Below are 22,804 nucleotides of genomic sequence, written 5' to 3'. Positions count from 1 at the left end.
GGTTTATTCAATCCCTAATTTACGACTTATCTCGTCTGCTTTTGCAATCCATTTTTTAGGTGCATCAAATCGATAGCCTACATAAAACTCAAGAAAACTTATAGAATCATCTAAAATGAAATTTTCATCTGAAGTATGACTCAATAGTTGCGTATTGATATTTACACCACTAAAGAAATTTTCGGAATTATAGCCGCCTGTCATTCTAAAAATCAGTTGTGCCAAACCATTAAAAGATTTCTTTCCGTCGGTATTTGAATAATTGAAACCTAAACCGCCGGTTGCACCTGCAGAAACTAGGTAATTTTCTTCAAATACCCAATTGTAATAATAACCCGGACCAATAGCAACTTTTAAAGATTTCTCCAATTGATTATCGATAATAGGATCTTCTAACTTAAACTTTGTGTAGTAGTACGATATGCTAGGAATAAAACTACCGATACTTTGTTTTTGCCATTCATTCTGAAACCCAATAGCGCGAAACGAGAAATCAGGATTAAATATATAACTAGATGTTCCACCAATTTTAAAGGTCCTTAAATCATCGATAGGTAAGGTTAAATCTGCAGTTCTAACAAAGAATCCCTTTTGCTTATAAATATCTAAGGTCTGCATGTACTGCCCAAAGAAAGTGCGGATATTGAAAGTAATCAACTTTGAATCTCCATTATCCTTATTTTCCGATAAAAAATTGGGTGCGTAACCAAAATCGACCTCTAGAAAACGAAAAAGTACTGACAAACCTAAATAGCTTTTGTCGTTGGGTATAAATTCTGTTTTATTGCCTGTTAGCTTATCTCTGACCGTAAAATTATTAGAAGTGCTCAGTAAAGATAAACGTAGGGTTACCTTATCAGGAAAGTCTTCTTTGTATAAAGAGTTTTGAGCAGAACTTAATAATGTTATGCTAAGGAAAATAATTAAAAGAAAGGTTTTTAAACCCATTCTTTAGGTGATTTTAAAATATTCAATAAACGCTCTTCTTCACTACCCGTTTTAGGCTGATGATTATAGCGCCATTGTACATGTGGGGGAAGACTCATTAATATACTTTCTATTCGACCGTTTGTCTTTAAACCGAACAAAGTTCCCTTGTCATGAACTAGATTGAACTCTACGTATCTACCTCTTCTAATCTCTTGCCAGTCCCTTTGTTCCTTGGTGTATTCTAAATCTTTTCTTTTTATAACAATCGGTACATAACAATCTAAAAAGCTATTGCCTACTTCGGTTACGAAGTTGTACCAAGCTTGCATATCCATCTCCGGAGTTGCTTTACAGTAGTCAAAAAATAGACCGCCTAGTCCGCGAGCTTCATCTCTATGGGCGTTCCAAAAATACTCATCGCAGCGTTTTTTATAGGTGTCGTAAAATGTAGGATTATGTTTGTCGCAAGCAGTTTTACAAACTTCATGAAAATGAACGGCATCTTCGTCAAATAGGTAATAGGGAGTCAAGTCTTGACCGCCACCGAACCACTGATCTACGATTTCACCATCCTTACCATACATTTCAAAATAACGCCAGTTGGCATGAACGGTCGGTACCATCGGATTCTTTGGATGTAAAACCAAACTTAATCCGCAGGCAAAAAAATTAGCATCTTCTACTCCAAAATATGCCTTCATACTATCCGGAAGCTCGCCATGTACTCCGGATATGTTTACGCCACCTTTTTCAAAAACTGCTCCGTTTTCAATAACTCTTGTACGGCCACCACCACCTTCTGGGCGTACCCAAATGTCTTCTTTAAAAGTGGCTGTACCGTCTACTTCCTCTAATTTAGAAGTAATGGTATCTTGAAGTTGTTCTATGTAAGCGTAAAATTTATCTTTCATTCTGTAAAACATAAAGTTCCATATCTAACGGGTCTTCGTTAGGCGGAGTGTGTTCTTTTAATAGTGTCTCTTTCCAAAGATAACCACAATTTTCTGCTACCTTAATACTGCCAAGATTCGTTTTATGAGCAATGATTCTGAGTCGCTGTAAATGTTGCTCACTGAAGCCCCATTCTGAAATGGTTTTAACAGCGGTAGAAGTAATACCTCTTTTTTGGTGTGTGTAGTCAATACAATAAGCAATTTCTGCTTCTTTTTCGGCTCGTTTTAGTTCTTTAAGATAAACTAAACCAATAATTTTTCTATGCTTTGGTTCTTTTAGGGTAAACAGATACTCTTTACCCGAAAGAAATTCGGCAACTTTCTCAAGAACAAAAATACTGGATAATGTTGGATTAAGATTTGCAGCTACCGTTTTAGGGAAGTATCGTTTTATATGGTCTGCATTGGCAGATATAAAATCGCACAAACGCCATCCATCTCTTTCTGTTATAGGGTTTATTTCAAAGTGTAATAGTTGAAATGAGCTCATATGTAGAATTTAAAGCGCTAAGTCCTCTTCATTAATAATCTTTACATTCTTTTTAGATTTATACCAAATGGCCAAACCAAAAGTAAGAGCGCCCAATCTTCCTATAAACATAAGAAGTGAAAGAATGATTTTACCGAAACTATCTAAATCTGCGGTAATACCAGTGCTTAGACCAACAGTGCCCAAGGCAGAAGCAACTTCAAATAGAATATCTTCAAATTTAAAATCATTAGTGTAACTAACTAATAATGTACCTAAAATTAATAGTAAAGTATAAAAAATAAAGGTGGATGTGGCTATTTGTAGCCTGTCTTTTGGAATTCTTTTTCTAAGAAATGTAACTGTTTTATTTCCTTGTAAGCCACTTTTCATAATAGCCAAAATCGCAGTTAAAGTTGTTATTTTTATACCACCAGCAGTACCAGAAGGTGAGGCGCCCACATACATTAAAAATATTGTTATTAATAATACTGCTTGAGAAAATAAGCCAAAATCGATGGTGTTAAAACCAACCGTGGTCATGGCACTCATAGATTGAAAAAAGGAAACCATAAATCTTTCTTTACTTTCTAAAGTAGACAATGTAGGTTCGGTAAAATATAATAACAAGGTGCCTAAAGTAAGTAAGCATATAAAACCGTAAATGATAATTTTGGTGGTAAAACTTAAGCTATGGTCTTTGTTTCTGAGGTATAAATATAAATCGGTCACAACAATAAAGCCTAATGATCCAGAGATTGCAAGTATGCTGGTTGTGGCGTTTATGAGTCCGTTATCTAAGTATGCGGTAAAGCCGTTAGGGTCTAAACTAAAACCTGCTGTGCAAAATGCACTTACACTGTGAAAAATAGCCGACCATATAGCATTCCAAAAAGTAAATCCAACTTCTTTAAAAGCAAAAAAATACATGATTATGCCTATGGTTTCCATAATCAAGGTGAAAAGAACAACAGACTTTAAAAAATCTTTGATTTTTAATGTATTCGGAAGTGTGAATTCGGTTTGTAAAATTTTCTGATGCCAATGTGTCATTTTTCTCGTGGTAGATAAAATAACAAAGGTGGTAAAGGTTAGGTAACCAATGCCACCCAGTTGAATCAGTATCAAAATCACTAATTGACCGAAAAAATTATATGAATCAGTTAGTGGTACAGTTAATAAACCAGTAGTGGAAACTGCCGATGCTGCCGTAAATAAGTTATCTATCCAAGCTACAGGTTTGTGTTGTAAAAATGGAATGGATAGTACTAAAAAACCTACCGTGATATATGTTAAGAATCCATAAAATAGGGTTTGTTGTGGTGATAGACCTAACTTAAATTTGATATAGGTATTTCTACTATTTTTAATAAACCCCATGACTAAAATTTTAGTCCAATTTATATTCTTTTACAGCATCAATAAATGCTTTAGCATTTTCAACAGGAACATTTGGTAGAATACCATGGCCTAAATTTACCACGTAACTGTCTTTACCAAATTCATTGATCATTTGGTGTACCATCTTCTTTATATCGGAAGGTGGAGATAATAATCGTGCAGGGTCAAAGTTACCTTGTAGCGTAATTTTTCCACCACTTAAATAGCGGGCATTTCTAGCGGAACAAGTCCAATCAACTCCTAATGCAGAAGCACCTGATTTTGCCATATCGCCTAGTGCGAACCAACATCCTTTTCCGAAAACAATTACCGGAGCTTCATCTTTTAAAGCATCAATAATTTGCTGAATGTATTTCCAAGAGAACTCTTGATAATCGGTTGGTGATAACATACCGCCCCAAGAATCAAATACTTGTACCGCATTTACACCTGCAGCAACTTTTGCTTTTAAGTATGCAATGGTTGTATCTGTAATTTTCTGAAGTAATTCGTGTGCAACAACCGGTTGTGTAAAGCATAACTCTTTAGCCTTATCAAACGTTTTGCTTCCTTGACCTTGTACACAGTAGCATAAAATCGTCCAAGGCGAACCAGCAAAACCTATTAACGGAACTTCATCGTTCAGTTTCTCTTTTGTCGCTTTAATGGCTTCCATTACATAACCTAATGTTTCATGAACATCTGGTACAATAACGCTATCTAAATCTTTTTGATTGCGAATAGGGTTTGGTAAATACGGACCAAAATTCGGCTTCATCTCCACATGAATGTTCATTGCCTGTGGGATTACCAAAATATCACTGAATAATATAGCGGCATCCATACCGTATCTACGAATAGGTTGAACCGTAATTTCTGATGCTAATTCTGGAGTCTGACATCTTGTAAAGAAATCATATTTTTCTTTGATGGCCATGAATTCAGGTAAATATCTACCTGCCTGACGCATCATCCACACTGGTGGTCTTTCTACTGTTTCACCTTTTAAGGCTTTTAGAAATAAGTCGTTTTTTAAGCTCATATTCTTGTAATAGCTTTTAGCTGCTAGCCCTTGGCTTTTAGCTATTTTTTATTTTACTAATTAGACTATTGGTCATTTTAGATTCTATTGAAATCAATTCAAAAATTGACTTCAAGTCTCCACTATCTAAAAATTTCAATTCTTCTGATATTATTAATTGAGTTTCTACTTCAAAAAGAGAACCTAGTGCAATCTCTAAAAATCGTTTAAATTCAACTTCACTATTTCTACTGCATCCTTCTGCAATATTTGAAGGAACTGATACTGCGGCTCTAGAAAGTTGACTTTTAAGTCCGAATTTTTCTTCGCTTGGTAACTTTTGAACTAAACTATAAACATGCTTAACTATGGTGATTCCATTTTTCCATATTTCAAGCTTTTTAAAGTCCCTCATAATTTATTGTACAGCCAAAGGCTAGCAGCCAATAGCCAACAGCCATTAGCTAATCTTCATAATCCGCATTCACCAATTCAATAACACTTTCTACAGTAGGTATTTTGGCAACTTTAACTTCTTTAAAATGCTCCCTAGCTGCTTTTGCAGTAGTTTCACCAATACAGTAGGCAACCCTGTCAGTAGAATTCTCTTTTAAATAGCTTTCTACGTTAGACGGACTAAAGAACATGATGCCTTTTGCGCTTTCTGGTATGGCTTTTCCAGATAGTTTAGTTCGGTAGGCTTCTATGGCGTTTACTTCAATATTGTTTTCTTCTAAGATGCTTGGCAACTCTTCTAAACTTAGATTACCATGAAAATAGGTGACCTCTGTGCCATCAATAAACTCCACTAAGTGGTTGGCTAAATCTTTTGCATTATTTTCATAATGCGTGATCTTACCAAAGGCATTTTTTAATAACCTTCGCGTTTTTCTGCCTACACAGTAAATATTTTCAAATTCTAATTCTGCGGCACTTCTACTGGCTAAAACAGCTTCAACTGCATTTCTACTGGTAAAGACAACATTTTTATGGGTCTTTTTCAATATGATGGGTGAAATACGATTCGGATTAATTTTTATAAAATCGTCTGAATCTGCATTCACGGATATATTCAATAACAACTGTTGTTGCGGAGTTAGTTTCTTAGTAGAGAAAACATTAATTTCTAAACCGGCATTTGCCAGTTCGGTCATCAATCTTTTGCCTCCTCTAGCTAAAATGCTCTTCGCACAGTCAATACCTAAATTTTGGTGTTTACCTAGTGGTGCGGTTAATTCAGCTTCTAGCTTCTTGCTTCCATCAACATTTAGTAAAACCCCTTTTAGGGTAACAATGTTTTCTTTGTTGATATATGATAATGCTCCGATCGGTGCGCTACAACCACCTTCCAACTCTCTAAGAAACTCTCTTTCCAAGCTTACGCAAGTGTCGGTTTCTTCATGATTTAGTTGGGCGCAAGCTTCACGAATTTCTTCATCATCTTCCATGGCAACTACCATGATGGCACCTTGCGCAGGGGCTGGTAACATCCAGGTTAGTCCAATTGTATTTTCTGGTTCCAAACCAATACGTTCTAAACCTGCAGCTGCGAAAATAGCACCGTTCCATTCGTTGTTGTACAACTTTTCTAAACGGCTATTTACATTTCCTCTTAAATCTACAACCGTATGTGTTGGGTATCTATTTAGCCATTGCGCTTGTCTACGCAAACTACCTGTAGCAATTACACCATCACGAGAACCTAAGAATTCTTCATTGTCTTTAAACGCCAAGATGTCCATGTAATTACCACGCTTTAAAACTGCAGCTTTTACAATACCTTCTGGCAAGGCGGTAGGTACATCTTTCATAGAATGTACGGCAATATCAATATCGCCATTGATCATGGCAACGTCTAGTGTTTTGGTAAACACTCCCGTAATTCCTAATTCATATAAAGGCTTATCTAGTATAAGGTCTCCCGTAGATTTTACAGGGACTAATTTTACTTTATGACCTAATGCTTGAAGTTGATCTTTTACGGTATTTGCTTGCCATAGCGCTAATTCGCTATCGCGTGTGCCTAATCGTATTACTTTACTCATTTTTCGTCCAATTCTAATTGAAATACTTTTTGGATAAATTCTAAACTTGAATTGGAATCTACCGTGTCATCCTTAAGATGATTTGCAAATTGTTTGGTTATTTTTTGAATGATGCGATTGGTTACTACATCTGCCTGATGCGAATTAAAATCGACCGTTTTTTTAGATTGGTAGTCTAGCTCTTCATCCTTAATTGTTTTTAGTTTCATTTTTAAAGCTTTGATGACAGGTGCAAATTTTCTGGTTTCTAGCCATTGGCTAAAATCATGCTTGACCTCTTCATTAATTGCTTCTGCTTCAGGTATGAATTGCTTTCTGCGCTCTAAAGTTTCATCTGTCATTTGCGATAAATGATCTAAATGAATAACCGTAACATTTTCTAAATCTGATATAGAATCATCCACGTTTTTAGGAACGGATAAATCTAATATTAATAATGGTTTGTTCGTATAAATCAGTTCTTTAGTAATCGTAGGCTTTTGTGCACCTGTTGCTACTACCAAAATATCTGATGTTCTTATTTCTGACTGTAAATCACCATAATCTTTTACTTTGAGGTTAAATTTACCGGCAATTTGCTCAGCTTTACCTTTTGTTCTATTGATTAGGGTAATATGTGGATTCTTAGTATGTTTAATTAAATTCTCACAGGTATTACGACCAATTTTTCCAGTCCCGAATAAAAGAATATTCTTTTCGGTAACATTTTCAACATTACGCATAATGTATTGTACAGATGCGAAAGCTACGGATGTTGCGCCAGATGAAATTTCGGTTTCATTCTTAATACGCTTGCTTGCCTGTATAATGCTATTACAAAGTCTTTCTAAGAAAGGATTGGCAATACCTAATTCTTTTGAACGCTTAAAACTTTGCTTTAATTGACTGATAATTTCAAAATCTCCTAAAATCTGACTATCCAAACCTGTACCAACTCTAAAAAGATGGTTGATAGCTTCTTTGTTTTTGTAGACATATGCAACTTGTTGAAATGCTTCAACTGTTCCGTTAGAATGGTCACATAATAATTTAATTAATTGAAAAGGATGTTGGGCGAAACCATGTAACTCAGTTCGGTTGCATGTAGATGTTACTAATAAACCATCTATGCCTTGATTTTTAGCTTCTATTAAAAGGGAGTTTACGGCTACTTCGTCCAAACTAAATTTTCCACGTGCCTCAGCATCAGCCTTTTTGTAGTTAAGACCAATGGTATAAAAAGAATTATGTTTAGAAATATTATAGTCCTTCATAAAGCGGATACAAAAGTATGGGCATACATTCTATAAAAACAACGCTAGCGGTACAATTAATGTCGTCTGCCGAATTTTTAGACAAAAAATGACATTTATCAGTTAATTAACTATAATTTTATAGTGCTGTAACAGTAATAACACTTATCTATTTAGATGCTTTCTAAATAGATAAAAACCTATTGTAAGATTATGAGTGATAAAAGTAACGCTAAAGGAACATTTGATGAGGTCTTGATTGAAGATGGATTTTATGTATTAAAATTTCAAAATGAAGAAGATTCTGTAATGAATTATACGCGTGAAATTAACAAACGTTTTATTCAAATTCATTTCTGTTTAAAGGGTAGTGGTTCGTATACTTTCAATCAAGGAAATTATAGTTTAGATGTAAAGGAAGAAAATTCTTTGTTATTGTATAACACACAGTTAGATCTTCCTTTAAACTTAAATTTAAATCCGAAATCTGCTTTGGTATCTGTGGTAATGACTTTACGAAAGTTTCATTCTTTATTTACTGCAGAAGCAGATTACATTCCGTTTTTAAGTTCGGATAATAAGGAGAAAAAGTATTATGCTCAAGACCCATTTTCCCCATCTATTGCTGTAATTTTAAGCCAGATCGTAAATTATAATTTGCATCCTTCTGTAAAGTCTTTATATGTAAAAGGTAAGATTTACGAATTGATTGCCTTATATTTTAATAGAAGTTCTAATGCCGATATTGAACAGTGTCCTTATTTAGCGGATGAAGAAAATGTAAAAAAAATAAAAAAAGCTAAAGAAATTATTTTGGCGAATATGGCAGAACCACCGACTTTGTCTGAATTATCTAGTGAAGTTGGTCTTAGTTTAAAGCGCTTAAAGGAAGGTTTCAAGCAAATTTATGGCGATTCTGTTTACAGTTTTTTATTTGATCATAAGATGGATTATGCGAAGCGACTTTTAGAAACCGGTCAGTATAATGTCAATGAAATAGGGCTTAAAGTGGGATATAGCACCTCTAGTCATTTCATAGCAGCGTTCAAGAAAAAATACAATACAACACCGAAAAAATACTTATTGGCCTTAGCGGGTAGTTAGAAAATTAAAGAGGTCTGGCAACCATAATACCTGTGTTGCTTTTTATACCTTTTAAATATTCTGCGAGCGGTTTTTTAGAAACTTCCACTTGCATTGAACCTGTAGATGCATGTAGTAAATGAATTCTACCATCTTTTTCGCGTGTAGCGATACCAGTATGGGTAACATCTAATCCGTTTATGGAAGTAGTAAGTGCAATAATATCTCCTGATTGTATTAAATGTTCGTTTTCGGCAATCTTATCTTGTGCCAGTACACAAATAGCTTGATTGTTTAGATAGCTCTCAGATGCTTTAATTTTTGAGAAATTGGTATCATCTTCTAAGAACGGGTATAAATCTCGGTGCGTGCTCATAAAATTGATGTCCTTTGTGATTTCAGCGCCACCAATTTCACCGGTGATATCTTTTAGAAGTCCTTTCTCGGCATTATTTGCAATCCATTCAGAAAAGTAATGTAAACGAGAAGCGTAGCCATCTAGTGCGCCATCTTTGTATCTAATAACTTCTAAGTTTTTAACAAATACATCAAAAGAAAGGTCTTCTTCTCTTAAAAGTTTTGAAAGATCTAGCACATTTTCAACAAAGGTGGTACAATCTAATTCATGAAGATTTACGACCAATGTTTCCGTATCGCCAATTTCAAGTGTCTTTGCTACATAAGGAATCTTCATAAACGTTTTACCAACGCTCACCATAGTTTCACCGAAATTGCCATCATACATTCCGTTGATTTCTTCAAGCTTGTTTTCAACTGCAGCTTTGTCTTTTGGAGAGCAGGTGATTTGTTGGGCTGAGATATTAATACACCAAAAAATTAACGAACTTAAGCTTATCCAGTATTTACTTTTATTCATCAAAAAAAGATAAATAAACTTCAGGTATAGGTAATTCACTATATGTTGTGTTTTCATAATAATTCAAATAGTCTTCATGTGAATAACTGAAATCTAAGTACAGATTTGTGTAAGAATATTCCAAATTATCAAGGTCAATTTCTGGATATAAATCTAATAATTCTTGAGGTACTGTACCTATCTTAGGATATTGGTCTTCTCCAGAATAGACTCTCCAATAGGTAATAGGATCAACACCATTAAAATTAGTAGTAAACAAACTTTCATTTCTTACATATGATATATTAGTGGAGAAAGTTAGATTGGAAAGTGATCTATTGGTAACATTAAAATCACTTTCAGGAATACTGATTTCAGGTTTATCACTATAGTTTAAATAATGAAAAGATGGTTGGTCAATACCCCTATACATATGAATTTCTGTTCTGTACCATTTAAATATATCTAAGTATCCTGGGTTTACGGGTCCAGATTGACTATATGTATTACTATCTATATCCAATAAAATATAGCCTGTATAATTAGGATATTTTTGTTTAAGAACGTCATCATTTTCGAAAGCAAGAATGTTAAGGGAGAAATATTGATTTTCTACAAATGGTAAGTCTAAGTAACTGTCATAATCACTAAAATCACTATGTTTTACATTAAATTTATCGTTAGGTTGTACATTTTCAAACCAATAATATTTTAGATTTAAATCGTAATCTAATTTTGAATATAAATAATTGTTCTCATTTTCTTTGATTGAAATTGGATTGTAATTATAAGTTGATAGCCCGTTCTCGTCATGGAAAATGGTATATCCAGTATTATTAGCTCCATATCCCTTAATATTTGTTAAAAGATTTTGTTTATAATAATCGGGTCCTTTTGCTTCAGAAACTTCAAGCTCAAATTCCCCTATTACTGGAGATATTTCTGGATCAGTAATTTCAGTATTAACTTCTGATACAATAATATTCCATTTAGTGCCAATTTCTACTTGAGAAATAGAACTAAACGCATATTGGGATGGTGAAGATTGTGTGGTACTAAATAAAGTTACAGTAATTGATTTTGGAATACTATCACTTCTTTTCTTGAACTCTAAAAAATCTTTAGCGTTATATGATTTATAATCTAGTAAATTTCCTGTTTCATCATAAAGAATAATCCAACTTTCACTATCTAAATTTTTATTGTCAATATTAAAAGTAAAATAAACTTCATTTAATAGTTCTTGATTTACTGAATCTTCAATAAGCCCATTATTTTCCGGTACTTCCTGTTGAATATCAGGCTCATTACTACAGCCCGTGATAAAAAACAAAAAAATACTGAATAGGTAAAGTGATGTTCTCAATGTAATTTGATTTTATTCGCTTGTAATTTATGGTAAAATGAATAGTTTTGGGATATATTTTAGAAATATCTATTGATTTAAAGTGAATTAAGACTATCGGATTTTTCTAATAAAACTCTATTTCTTGCAATACTTTCAGGGTAGTTTTGTTGTAAAAAAGTAATTAATTTTTCACGAACAAGTACACGTAAGTCCCATGCAGTAGGGGAGTCCTTGGCACTCATTAAAGCTCTTATTTCTACTGAGTTTTGCTTGCTTTCTGTTACCTGAAGTACGTTGACCTCTTTGTCCCAAAGATCCGTACTATTAAGAATTTTGGTCAATTCATCACGAAGTGCATCAAAAGACACGTTGTAATCCGTATAAAGAAAAACAGTGCCTAAAATATCAGATGAAGTCTTGGTCCAGTTTTGAAATGGTTTTTCAATAAAATAAGGTGTTGGAACAATGAGTCTTCTTTTATCCCAGATTTTTACAACAACATAGGTCAAAGTTATTTCTTCAATACGACCCCATTCTCCTTCAACAATAACGACGTCATCAATTTTTATAGGTTGCGCAATAGCAATTTGAATACCGGCTAAAACAGTACCGATCATCTTTTGTGCAGAAAAACCAATGATAATACCCGCAACACCAGCAGATGCAAAAATACTGACGCCTAATTCGCGAATGCTTTCAAAACTCATTAATACGGCACCAACTGCCAATATAACAATCGTAAAAATGAAGATACGCTCAAGAATATTGAACTGGGTATATATTTTGCGTGCCTTAAGGTTGTTCTCTACATGTACATCATAATTACCTACTATAACAGTTTTTATAATTTTAAGTAAATTGAGTAGAAGCCATGTAATCGCAAAAATAAAAAGGATTGTACTTGCCTTTTTAAACCAATATTCATGATGCTCTACTTGTAGTAATGTGCGTAATGATTGTGATCGAACCCAAATAGCAAGAAATATAAAAAGAATTGGACGGCTTAATTTTTTAAGGGCTCCGTTCGGTAGTAAATACTTAGGGTCTTTGCCATATTTTTTGATGAAAAAGGAAATTATCCAGTACGCAATCAAAATACCTAAGGTTGAGGCTAAAAAAAAGTATAGTGCACTTTTGGGTACGGTATCGAAAAGAGTATTCATTAAACAGGTATTTTAGATTTGACTAATTACAACTTACTAAAATTAAATAGCACTAAAAATTTATTAGCTAGTTATTAGATTGCTTTATATAAGTATAGAAAAACTATTGCCAAAAATTAAAATATCATCGATTTGCATGTGTTATTTTTGCATTTGAATAACAAAGAAATTGCTATGAAAGGAGTATTATTAGTCAATTTGGGTTCACCAGATAGCCCTACACCAAAAGATGTTAAGCCATATTTAGATGAATTTTTAATGGATGAGCGTGTAATTGACGCCCCTAAATGGTTAAGAACAATTTTAGTACGTGGTATTATTTTACAGACTAGACCAAAAAAATCTGCAGAAGCTTACGCTAAGATTTGGTGGGAAGAAGGTTCACCTTTAATCGTAATCTCTGATCGTTTCTCGAATAAATTGAAGCAACAAACAGATATGCCTGTAGCTCTTGGTATGCGTTATGGTACGATGACCATTAAAAATGCAATGCAAGAGTTAAAGGATAAAGGAGTTGATGATGTGCTTTTGGTTCCATTATACCCGCACTATGCTATGTCTAGTTTTGAAACTGTAGTTGTTAAAGTTCTTGAAGAACAAGAGGCTGGTTTTCCAGAAATGAAAATTACTACGCTACCTGCCTTTTATAAGCACCCTGAGTTTATTAAAGCGCTTTCAGAGAGTATAAAAGACGGCTTGGAAGGCTTTGATTATGATCACATTCTGTTTTCATATCACGGTATACCAGAGCGTCATATTCGTAAAAGTGACCCAACCCGTTTTCATTGTAAAATAGATGGCACTTGCTGCAATGTAAATTCAGTTGCTCATAACACATGTTATAGGCACCAAGTCTATGACACTACAAAGATGGTTAAGGAGTATTTAGGTCTGCAAGAAGAGCAAGTTAGCAGTTCTTTTCAATCGCGTTTAGCTGGTGATCCATGGTTAAAACCTTATACTGATTTTGAATTTGAACGCTTGGCGAAAGAAGGCAAGAAAAAATTGGCAGTTATTACCCCTGCATTCGTTAGTGATTGTCTTGAGACTTTAGAAGAAATTGCAATGGAAGGTAAAGAGCAATTTATGGAAGCCGGTGGTGAAGATTATAAACATATTGCCTGTATGAATGATAATGATGCATGGGTAAAAGTAATGGCAAAATGGCTAAATGACTGGCAAGCTACAAGTAAGTTAGATGTAGCTCCTAGCACTTAAATATTTAATAATTCTTAGAAAATCTCTGCTATGAAAATCGAAGAAATAGAATCTATATTACAACCGTTAAGAGAGGAATTAAGAAATCATGCACTTTATAAGGAGCTGAAATCGGTATCTGATATACAGATATTCATGGAAAACCATGTGTATGCAGTATGGGATTTTATGTCCCTTTTGAAGTCATTGCAAATAAACCTTACGTGTACCACCTTACCGTGGAAACCGGTAAAGAATACAAATACCGCTCGGTTTATTAATGAAATCGTTTTGGAAGAAGAAACTGATGTCAATGAACTAGGCGTTTTAAAAAGTCATTACGAAATGTATTTGGATGCTATGGTTGAAGTAGGTGCGGATACTAGTAAAATAACGGAGTTCTTGAACAGAATTGATGATTTAGATAGTTTGTTACAAACTATTGAGAATTCTGATTTGAATGAAGCTATAAAGTCCTTTCTTACTTTCACTTTTGAAACGATACAAACTCAAGAGCCACATAAAATTGCCGCCGCATTTACTTTTGGTAGAGAAGACTTAATTCCAGATATGTTCTTGAAAATTGTGGATAGCGCTGGTAAAGATGCATATCCTAAATTGGAATATTACTTAAGAAGGCATATCGAATTGGATGGTGATGAGCACGGTCCGCTTTCATTGAAAATGATTCAAGAATTATGTGGTGATAGCGATGCAAAATGGCATGAAGTTCTAGAGTGTTCAGAAAAGGCTTTGAAAGAACGTATTAATTTGTGGAGCCATATAGAAGCGTCCATAAAGGAAACTGCGAATGTTTCCGGTTAACAAACACATTTAAATGAATATCACTTTCAACAAATAAACAACGCGCATGGCAAACGTTTCCGCAGAACAACTAGGAACGGAATCAATATCAAGTTTGCTTATTAAACAGGCATTACCTGCTAGTATAGGAATTCTAGTAATGTCGCTAAACGTACTGGTCGATTCCATTTTTGTGGGTAATTGGATTGGTTCTATTGCCATTGCTGCAATTAATGTAGTGTTGCCTATTTCCTTTTTTATAGGAGCATTGGGTATGGCTATCGGTATTGGTGGCGCCAGTATTATTTCGCGCGCGTTAGGTGCCAATAATAAAGATAAAGCACTTCAAACTTTTGGTAATCAAATCTCATTTACCATTTTAATTACCACTTTTATGGTTGCCGTAGGGCTCACGTTTGTTGATACGCTTATTCCTGCATTCGGTGGCAAAGGCTCTATTTTTGAGTTGGCTAAAATTTATTATGTTATTGTTTTATATGGTGTGCCGTTTCTAGGTCTTAATATGATGGGCAATAACGTCATACGATCGGAAGGCAAGCCGAAATTTGCTATGATCGCTATGATTATTCCTTCCATTGGAAATCTAGTTTTAGATTATTTGCTTATAAATGTGATGGATTATGGCATGGAGGGTGCCGCATGGGCTACGACTATTAGTTATTTTCTGTGCTTTCTATACATCGTTTATTTTTTCCTGTCAGATAATTCGGAATTAAAACTGAATCCAAGGTATTTACGTATCAAATTTTCCATAATCAAAGAAATTAGCTCACTTGGCGTGGTGACACTCTCTCGACAGGCTGTTGTGAGTGTCATTTATTTATTGATGAATAATATTCTTTTTGATTTAGGTGGCGAGGCTATGGTAGCGGTGTATGCCATAATCGGTAGAATGTTGATGTTCGCCCTTTTTCCTGTATTTGGCGTTACGCAAGGCTTTTTGCCTATTGCCGGTTTTAATTATGGTGCTGAAAAATATGATAGGGTGAAGGAATCCATTTATACGGCAATAAAATATGCAGCACTATTAGCGACTTTAGTTTTTGCGGGACTCATGATTTTCCCCGCAGAAATAGCAGGACTATTTTTAAGTCATAAACCAGATATGAGTGCATTGGAGCTTGAAACAAACGCCTTTGTACTAGAAAACACACCGTCTGCCATGCGTTGGGTGTTTGCAGCAACTCCCATTATAGCACTTCAACTTATTGGTGCCGCTTATTTTCAGGCGATTGGCAAGGCTGTACCAGCTTTGCTATTGACGTTATGTAGACAAGGCTTTTTCTTTATCCCTTTAATTCTAATATTACCCGATTACCTTGGGGAATTGGGCGTTTGGATTTCTTTTCCCATAGCAGATGTGCTTGCAACTATTGTTACAGGGTATTACTTGCGAAAAGAAATCAATAAAAATTTGATTTAATTTACACAAAAACCAAACCCAGACAAACATTTTTCGTAGGTAGCTTTAGAAACACTAAAAGATACTATTATGAATTTTATTTTATCACAATTAATTGCTGGTGCTTTATTTGTTTTGGCATGGAAACTTAAAGAATTGATTAATAATCAAAATACTTATGTAAAACTGCTTCAAGAAAATGACTCTAAGTATGTGAAATATGACCGATCAGCTTGAATCTGATTGGGTTTGTCGTATTCTATTATACCTGATTAAGTATCTATAGAAAGTAGTTTTTTGTTTTTGCTTTTGATAATTAATGATTGAAAAGATAGTTAGATCGATAATTTGATAAATGTACTTCCTAAGTACTCCCAATAAAATCTTAAAATCAACATTTTTATAACTATTTGTTTAATTTTAGGAAAGACTAATATCAAACTATCAAAATGAAAAAGCACCTTACCAATGCTGGCATTATTATGCTGGCATGTTTTCTATTACCATTATCCTTACTATCTCAAAGAAGGAGTAAATCTCAAAACAACGCACCAACGTATCCAGAAGAATTATACTCTAGTTTAGAGTATCGTTCCATAGGGCCGTTTCGTGGTGGGCGTTCTGCTGCAGTAACAGGTGTACCTGGTGAGCCTAATTTATTTTACTTCGGCGCTACAGGTGGCGGAGTATGGAAAACCTTAGATGGTGGGCGTACTTGGGACAATATTTCTGATGGATATTTCGGAGGTAGTATTGGTGCTGTTGAGGTTGCTAAAAGCGATCCAAACGTTATATACGTTGGTGGCGGAGAAAAAACATTAAGAGGTAATGTATCTTCTGGTTACGGAGTTTGGAAAACGGAAGATGGTGGTAAAACATGGGCTTCTGCAGGTTTAGAGAAAAGTAGACATGTGCCAAGACTTCGTGTACATCCTACAGATTATAATACCGTTTATGCAGCGGTACTTGGTGATATTTATAAACCAACAAAAGATCGTGGAATTTATAAGAGTACCGATGGTGGCAAGAATTGGAAACAAGTACTTTTTGTAAATGAACAAGCGGGTGCAGTTGATTTAACTTTTGACCCAAATAATCCTCGAATTTTATATGCTTCTACTTGGCATGCGCAACGTACGCCTTATAGCTTAGTTAGTGGTGGTGACGGTTCTGCACTTTGGAAGAGCATGGATAGTGGTGAAACATGGACAGAGATTTCTAAAAACAAAGGTTTTCCAAAAGATACCTTGGGTATTATCGGCGTAGCTGTTTCGCCTAAAAATTCTGAAAAGGTTTGGGCTATAGTCGAGAATAAAGAAAAAGGCGGTCTGTACCGTTCAGAAGATGGTGGTAAAACATGGTCTGTTGTAAACGAAGAACGTAAAATTCGCCAACGTGCTTGGTATTATACAAGAGTGTATGCCGATACGCAAGATGAAGATGTAGTGTATGTGCTGAATGTGAATTATCATAAATCTACAGACGGAGGTAAATCTTTTAATACATTCAATGCACCTCATGGCGATCATCATGATTTGTGGATATCTCCAGAAGATTCTCAGCGTATGATTATTGGTGATGATGGTGGTGCCCAAATTTCTTATGATGGTGGCGAAACATGGAGTACGTATTACAACCAGCCTACAGCTCAGTTTTACCGTGTGACGACCGATAACGCATTTCCTTATAGAATATACGTTGCTCAACAAGACAATTCAACCTTACGTATAGATCATAGAAGTGATGGTCGTACCATTGATGAAAGTAATTGGGAACCAACTGCTGGTGGTGAATCTGCGTGGATAGCCGTTGACCCTAAAAATGATGATATCGTTTATGGAGGTAGTTATGGAGGATTCTTAACCCGTGTTAATCATGATAAGAAAACAGTAAGAGGAATAAATGTATGGCCAGATAACCCAATGGGTGCTGGTGCAGAGGCTATGAAGTATCGTTTTCAATGGAATTTCCCTATCCTGTTCAGTAGACATAACCCTAAGAAGTTGTACACTTTCTCTAATTATGTTCATGTTAGTGAAAATGAAGGTCAAAGTTGGGAAGTATTGAGTGGAGATCTTACCCGTAACGACCCTACTAAACTAGGTACAAGTGGCGGTCCAATTACTCAAGATAATACTAGTGTTGAATATTACTGTACTATTTTCACGGCTAATGAGAGCCCGTTAAAAGAAGGTCTGTTATGGGTTGGTAGTGATGACGGTTTAATTCATGTATCTAAAGATGCCGGTGCTACTTGGGACAATGTTACCCCTTCAAACATGCCAGAGTGGAATATGATAAATAGTATTGAGCCTTCAAATTTTGATGAAGGTACTTGTTACGTGGCAGCTACCAAATATAAGTTGGGCGATTTTCAACCATACCTTTATAAAACAACTGATTATGGTAAAACTTGGATAAAAATAACGAACGGTATCCCATCAGAACATTTTACAAGGGTAGTTCGTGAAGACCCTAAGAAGAAAGGTTTGTTATATGCAGGTACTGAAACAGGTATGTATATTTCATTTAATGACGGTGCCAATTGGTCTCCTTTTCAGATGAATTTACCCATTGTACCAATTACCGATTTAACCATTAAAGACCATAATTTAATTGTGGCTACACAAGGGCGTAGTCTTTATATCATTGATGATTTGACTGTATTACATCAATTAGATGATAGTAAGAAAAATGCTGAATCTATTCTTTTTAAACCTAAAGATTCATACCGCACAAAAGGGAGGTCTGTTAAAACACTATCTAAAACCAGTGGTCAAAATTTAGCAAATGGTGTAATCACTCATTTTATGCTTAAAAACTATACAGAGAAAGATACTATTCAAATTACGTATACAAGCGTAGCAGGAGACACTTTGGCAAAGTATAGTACTTCAACAAAGAAAAAAGAAGAGAAGTTAGAAGTCAAAAAAGGTGGTAACACTTTTGTTTGGGACACTCGCGGTAAAGGTGCAGAGAAGTTAAAAGGGATGATTTTTTGGGGTGCCAACTTAGATGGTGCTAAGGCAGTGCCGGGTGATTATAAAGTACATTTGAATGTTAATGGAGATAATAGCAGCGAAACATTTACCATTTTGCCAGATCCAAGAGCAGAAAGTTCAGTAGCTCAAATGCAAGAGCAGTTCAATTTTATTACAGATGTAAATACAACAATTGACAATGCACATCAATCTATAAAAAAGATAAGGAATGTTACCGAGCAATTGAATGCTTTTATGGAACAGTATAAGGATGATGAGCGTACTAAAGATTTGCGCGATAAAGCAAAAGCTATGAAAAAGAAATTGGGCGAAGTCGAAAAAGCTTTATACCAAACTAAAAATAGAAGTAGCCAAGATCCATTGAACTTCCCTATTAAATTGACAAACAAATTGGGGCACTTGAATAGATTGGTTTCTATGGATAACTTTCAGCCAACAGATCAAGATGTTGCTGTTAAAAATGAGTTGACAACGGCAATCAATAAAGAGCTGGAGATTTTTAACAATGTAATATCATCAGAGCTTCAAGAATTTAATAAAGGTTTTAACGAGCTTAAATTGAATTACTTGTTTATTGATGAAAGTTAGTAGAGTACGAAATTGTCATTTTGAGTGAATTTTGGAAGTATGAAAAAATTAGTATCGAGAAACCATTTGTGTTATAAATAGTTCTCGATACAATTTTTCTTTACGTTTTACTCCAAGAAAAACCACTCGAACTAACATTGTAAAAACCAAAACAACATCCAAACAAACTATCATGAAAAAACAACTAGTCTTGTTTATGGCGGTACTTGCAACCACCATAACTTTTGCGCAGACAGCCAATGATTATTTTAAACCTTTAAAATTTAGAAATATTGGTCCGTTTAGAGGTGGACGTTCGGTAACTGCTACGGGAGTGATTGGTGATCCCATGACGTATTATATGGGTACAACCGGTGGCGGAGTTTGGAAAACAGAATCTGCTGGCCAACGTTGGGAGAATATTTCTGATGGATTTTTTGAATTAGGGTCGGTTGGCGCAGTTTCTGTATCGGCATCCAATCCGAATATCGTTTATGTAGGTATGGGAGAACATGCACCACGTGGTGTAATGACATCCTACGGAGACGGAGTATATAAGTCTACCGATGCCGGTAAAACTTGGAAGAAAATGGGACTTGAAAAAACCCAGCATATTTCACGAATTATCATCCATCCTACAAATCCTGATATCGTTTATGTTGCTGCGCAAGGGGCTCTTTTTGAAGGCAATGCCGAGCGTGGTATTTATAAATCAATTGATGGCGGTAAATCATGGAAAAACACGCTTTTCGTTAATAATTTAACTGGTGCTTCTGAACTTTCTATGGATGCCAACTATCCTGAAATTATGTATGCCGCCATGTGGGAGCATCAACGTAAACCGAATATGGTGGTTAGTGGTGGTGTCGGTAGCGGATTATATAAGTCTACTGATGCAGGTGCGACTTGGAAAAAAATTCACAAAGGTTTACCTGAAGAAAAAGGAAAAATGGCGATAGCTGTGAGTCCGTCAAATTCTGATAAAGTATATGCGCTCATTGAAAGTGATTCAGATGCCGATAAAGGTGGCTTATTTGTTTCTAACGATGCAGGAGAATCTTGGACAATGGTTAGTGGTGATAATAGATTAGTACAACGTGCTTGGTATTATATTGAGGTTTTTGTGGATCCTAATGATGAAGACACAGTATATGTTTTAAGTGCACCAGCGCTACGTTCAGAAGATGGAGGTAAAACATGGGAAAATGTTGAGGTTGCCCATGGTGATACGCACGATTTATGGATAAACCCAAACAATTCTAAAAATATGGTTTTAGCAGATGATGGTGGTGCTTCTGTATCATTTGATTATGCTAAAACATGGTCTACACAAAGCAATATGCCTACTGCACAGTTTTATAGAATTAGTGTAGATAATTTGTTTCCGTATAACATTTATGGCGGTCAGCAAGATAACAGGTCAGTTAAAATTGCTAGCTTATCTGCAGGTAGCCGTAGTATTACAACTAGAGATTGGACAGATTCTGCGGGTGGTGAAAGTGCCTTTTTAGCATTTGATCCTGATAATCCACGTTATGTAATGGGAGGTCAGTATTTGGGTACGGTTGAGGTGATGGATATGGAGTCTAAAGCGGCAACTCAAATCATGCAAGCGCCTATTCAATATTTAGGTCGCGAAGCTAGAGATATGAGGTACTTGTTTAATTGGAACGCACCGATTATAGCTTCTACACATGAACAGGGCACCTTTTATCATGGAGCGCAATATGTATTTAGAACCCGAGATATGGGTCTAACTTGGGATAAAATTTCTGATGACCTTACTCGAGATATCGATGCAAAACAAGGCAATGGTGGTGGACCATATACGAACGAAGCAGTAGGGGCCGAGAATTATGGTACGCTGGCTTACATATTAGAATCTCCGCATGAAAAAGGATACATTTGGACGGGTAGTGATGACGGATTGGTGCACTTGACTAAAAATGGTGGCGAAACATGGGAAAATGTAACCCCTAAAGGATTAAAAGAATGTTTGATCAATGCAATTGAGGTTTCTCCGCATGATCCAGCAACTGCTTACATTGCTACAACAAGATATAAGTTTAATGATTACACACCTGGTTTCTACAAAACAACCGATTATGGTAAAACTTGGACGGCTATAAATTCAGGAATTCCTTATGGTGCTTTTACACGCGTAGTTCGTGAAGATGAGTTTAAGAAAGACTTGCTATATGCGGGTACAGAAAAGGGAATCTATGCATCTTGGAATGGTGGTAAATCTTGGGAACCTTTTCAATTGAATTTACCGAAAACTCCAATTACTGATTTGAAAATGCACAAAGGCGATATGGTAGTTGCTACGTCTGGTCGTTCGTTTTGGATTCTTGATGATGTTGTTGCTCTTGGGCAGTATCAGCCTTCTAAAACGGGACTTCAAATTTTGAAACCAAAAGATGCTTATAATGGTTCTTGGGGGAGTCCGTTGAGTGGTAATTCTGATAAATTTACCGGTAGTGATACGTTTGAAGGTATTAACCCTGCTAACGGAGTAGTGCTATATTATGAGCTACCTAAATTGAAAGACAGTACTGCCATTACTTTAGAAATTTCAGATGCTAAAGGGAAGGTGATTAGAACAATTAGTTCAGAAAAAGATCCAACCTACAAGCCACATAATGGCGGTAGTGCACCACCAGCACCAGTGCTGAGTAAGAAGACAGGATTGAACCGCTTTGTGTGGGATATGAAAAATGCAATAATGCCGGGTATACCAGGCGTATATATTGAAGCTGGTTTTAGCGGACATAAAGTATCTTCTGGTACATATACTTTTAAATTAAAGGTTGATGGACAAACAGTTTCTACTACAGGTACAATTAATGAAGTGCCTACCTATGAAACAAAGCCAGGACAATACGAAGAATATGATGCTTTTATGACCATTGCAGAAGCAGAATTAACCGAAATGCACAATATGATCAATGAGTTATATACAGCTCAAAACGATTTAGCTGAAGTCTTGAAAAAGGTAACCAATCCTACGGCGAAAGCTGCTGGTGAAAAGCTATTGGCAGAAATGAAAGCATGGGATGGTGATATGGTACAGCGTAAATCACAAGCGTATGATGATGTAGAGAATTTTCCTAACAAATTTTCTGCAGAATATATATTTATGATCAACCAGACGAATAGTGGTATTCCAAGATTGAACAAGGCTAGTAAAGACCGTAAGACTGAATTAGACGCACAATGGGTAGGTTTAAAAGCAAAAGGAAAGCAATTCATCAACACGGCTATACCTGCTTACAATAAAACGTTATGGGATGCAGGAGTGGGTGCTATAAGATTATAAGATAAGTTCTAT

The 22,804-nt window shown here is 35.4% G+C and carries 18 protein-coding genes; 7 read left to right on the top strand and 11 right to left on the bottom strand.

The genetic code is table 11. The features are described from left to right. Nucleotides 1–3: 3 nt before the first annotated feature. The 8 genes from ACJJVP_RS04955 to hemA are packed head-to-tail and all read right to left on the bottom strand — an operon-like array spanning nt 4 to nt 8,051. Nucleotides 4–948, bottom strand: a complete 945-nt coding sequence (locus tag ACJJVP_RS04955; RefSeq protein WP_405411302.1) for a DUF4421 family protein — start codon at nt 946–948, stop codon at nt 4–6. Further along, complete coding sequence (gene hemF / locus ACJJVP_RS04950) at nt 939–1,841, bottom strand: oxygen-dependent coproporphyrinogen oxidase (RefSeq protein ID WP_405411300.1); 903 nt, start codon at nt 1,839–1,841, stop codon at nt 939–941. The genes ACJJVP_RS04955 and hemF overlap by 10 nt, the downstream gene beginning before the upstream one ends. Further along, nucleotides 1,831–2,373, bottom strand: coding sequence for a GNAT family N-acetyltransferase (locus ACJJVP_RS04945; protein ID WP_405411298.1), 543 nt, complete (start codon nt 2,371–2,373; stop codon nt 1,831–1,833). The genes hemF and ACJJVP_RS04945 overlap by 11 nt, the downstream gene beginning before the upstream one ends. Before the next feature lie 9 nt (nt 2,374–2,382). After that, nucleotides 2,383–3,732 carry a TrkH family potassium uptake protein gene (locus tag ACJJVP_RS04940; RefSeq protein ID WP_405411296.1) on the bottom strand — a complete coding sequence of 450 codons (1,350 nt, stop codon included), beginning with the start codon at nt 3,730–3,732 and terminating at the stop codon, nt 2,383–2,385. A gap of 10 nt (nt 3,733–3,742) precedes the next feature. After that, nucleotides 3,743–4,774 (bottom strand): uroporphyrinogen decarboxylase, encoded by a 1,032-nt coding sequence (hemE, locus tag ACJJVP_RS04935; protein WP_405411295.1) that lies wholly within the window; start codon nt 4,772–4,774, stop codon nt 3,743–3,745. Between the two features lie 37 nt (nt 4,775–4,811). After that, on the bottom strand, nt 4,812–5,168 hold the full coding sequence (locus ACJJVP_RS04930) for a four helix bundle protein (protein WP_405411293.1): 357 nt from the start codon (nt 5,166–5,168) through the stop codon (nt 4,812–4,814). Nucleotides 5,169–5,217: 49 nt separating this feature from the next. Next, nucleotides 5,218–6,798: a hydroxymethylbilane synthase gene (gene hemC, locus ACJJVP_RS04925; RefSeq protein WP_405411291.1), complete on the bottom strand. Its 1,581-nt coding sequence runs from the start codon at nt 6,796–6,798 to the stop codon at nt 5,218–5,220. After that, a complete protein-coding gene (gene hemA / locus ACJJVP_RS04920) occupies nt 6,795–8,051 on the bottom strand; it encodes a glutamyl-tRNA reductase (RefSeq protein ID WP_405411289.1) in 1,257 nt (418 codons plus the stop codon). The genes hemC and hemA overlap by 4 nt, the downstream gene beginning before the upstream one ends. A 192-nt stretch (nt 8,052–8,243) precedes the next feature. Here hemA and ACJJVP_RS04915 point away from each other — a divergent pair, with 192 nt between their 5' ends. After that, nucleotides 8,244–9,134 carry a helix-turn-helix transcriptional regulator gene (locus tag ACJJVP_RS04915; protein WP_405411288.1) on the top strand — a complete coding sequence of 297 codons (891 nt, stop codon included), beginning with the start codon at nt 8,244–8,246 and terminating at the stop codon, nt 9,132–9,134. 4 nt (nt 9,135–9,138) lie between these two features. Here ACJJVP_RS04915 and ACJJVP_RS04910 read toward each other — a convergent pair whose 3' ends face one another. The 3 genes from ACJJVP_RS04910 to ACJJVP_RS04900 all read right to left on the bottom strand — a co-directional run bounded on the left by ACJJVP_RS04910 (nt 9,139) and on the right by ACJJVP_RS04900 (nt 12,480). Then, nucleotides 9,139–9,990, bottom strand: a complete 852-nt coding sequence (locus ACJJVP_RS04910; protein WP_405411285.1) for an N-acetylmuramoyl-L-alanine amidase-like domain-containing protein — start codon at nt 9,988–9,990, stop codon at nt 9,139–9,141. Next, nucleotides 9,983–11,335 (bottom strand): hypothetical protein, encoded by a 1,353-nt coding sequence (locus tag ACJJVP_RS04905; protein WP_405411283.1) that lies wholly within the window; start codon nt 11,333–11,335, stop codon nt 9,983–9,985. Before ACJJVP_RS04905 ends, ACJJVP_RS04910 begins: the two co-directional genes overlap by 8 nt. Nucleotides 11,336–11,412: 77 nt before the next feature. Continuing rightward, nucleotides 11,413–12,480 (bottom strand): mechanosensitive ion channel family protein, encoded by a 1,068-nt coding sequence (locus ACJJVP_RS04900; protein ID WP_405411280.1) that lies wholly within the window; start codon nt 12,478–12,480, stop codon nt 11,413–11,415. Nucleotides 12,481–12,654: 174 nt separating this feature from the next. On the opposite strand from ACJJVP_RS04900, the gene hemH reads away from it, so the two are divergent. From hemH to ACJJVP_RS04870, 6 genes are all read left to right on the top strand, one after another. Then, on the top strand, nt 12,655–13,698 hold the full coding sequence (gene hemH / locus ACJJVP_RS04895; protein WP_405411278.1) for a ferrochelatase: 1,044 nt from the start codon (nt 12,655–12,657) through the stop codon (nt 13,696–13,698). A gap of 30 nt (nt 13,699–13,728) precedes the next feature. Further along, a complete protein-coding gene (locus ACJJVP_RS04890; protein ID WP_405411275.1) occupies nt 13,729–14,502 on the top strand; it encodes a DUF3050 domain-containing protein in 774 nt (257 codons plus the stop codon). A 46-nt stretch (nt 14,503–14,548) separates the two neighbouring features. Next, nucleotides 14,549–15,925: an MATE family efflux transporter gene (locus ACJJVP_RS04885; RefSeq protein ID WP_405411273.1), complete on the top strand. Its 1,377-nt coding sequence runs from the start codon at nt 14,549–14,551 to the stop codon at nt 15,923–15,925. Between the two features lie 69 nt (nt 15,926–15,994). Beyond that, nucleotides 15,995–16,141 (top strand): hypothetical protein, encoded by a 147-nt coding sequence (locus ACJJVP_RS04880; protein ID WP_405411271.1) that lies wholly within the window; start codon nt 15,995–15,997, stop codon nt 16,139–16,141. Nucleotides 16,142–16,353: 212 nt separating this feature from the next. After that, entirely contained in the window at nt 16,354–19,494 is a 3,141-nt protein-coding gene (locus ACJJVP_RS04875; protein ID WP_405411269.1) for a glycosyl hydrolase, read from the top strand. A 172-nt stretch (nt 19,495–19,666) separates the two neighbouring features. Beyond that, nucleotides 19,667–22,792, top strand: coding sequence for a glycosyl hydrolase (locus ACJJVP_RS04870; RefSeq protein WP_405411267.1), 3,126 nt, complete (start codon nt 19,667–19,669; stop codon nt 22,790–22,792). Nucleotides 22,793–22,804: the final 12 nt, after the last annotated feature.

The sequence above is a fragment of the Maribacter sp. Asnod1-A12 genome (assembly GCF_045063735.1).
GTDB lineage: Bacteria > Bacteroidota > Bacteroidia > Flavobacteriales > Flavobacteriaceae > Maribacter.
This window is presented reverse-complemented; position numbering and strand designations above follow the sequence as displayed.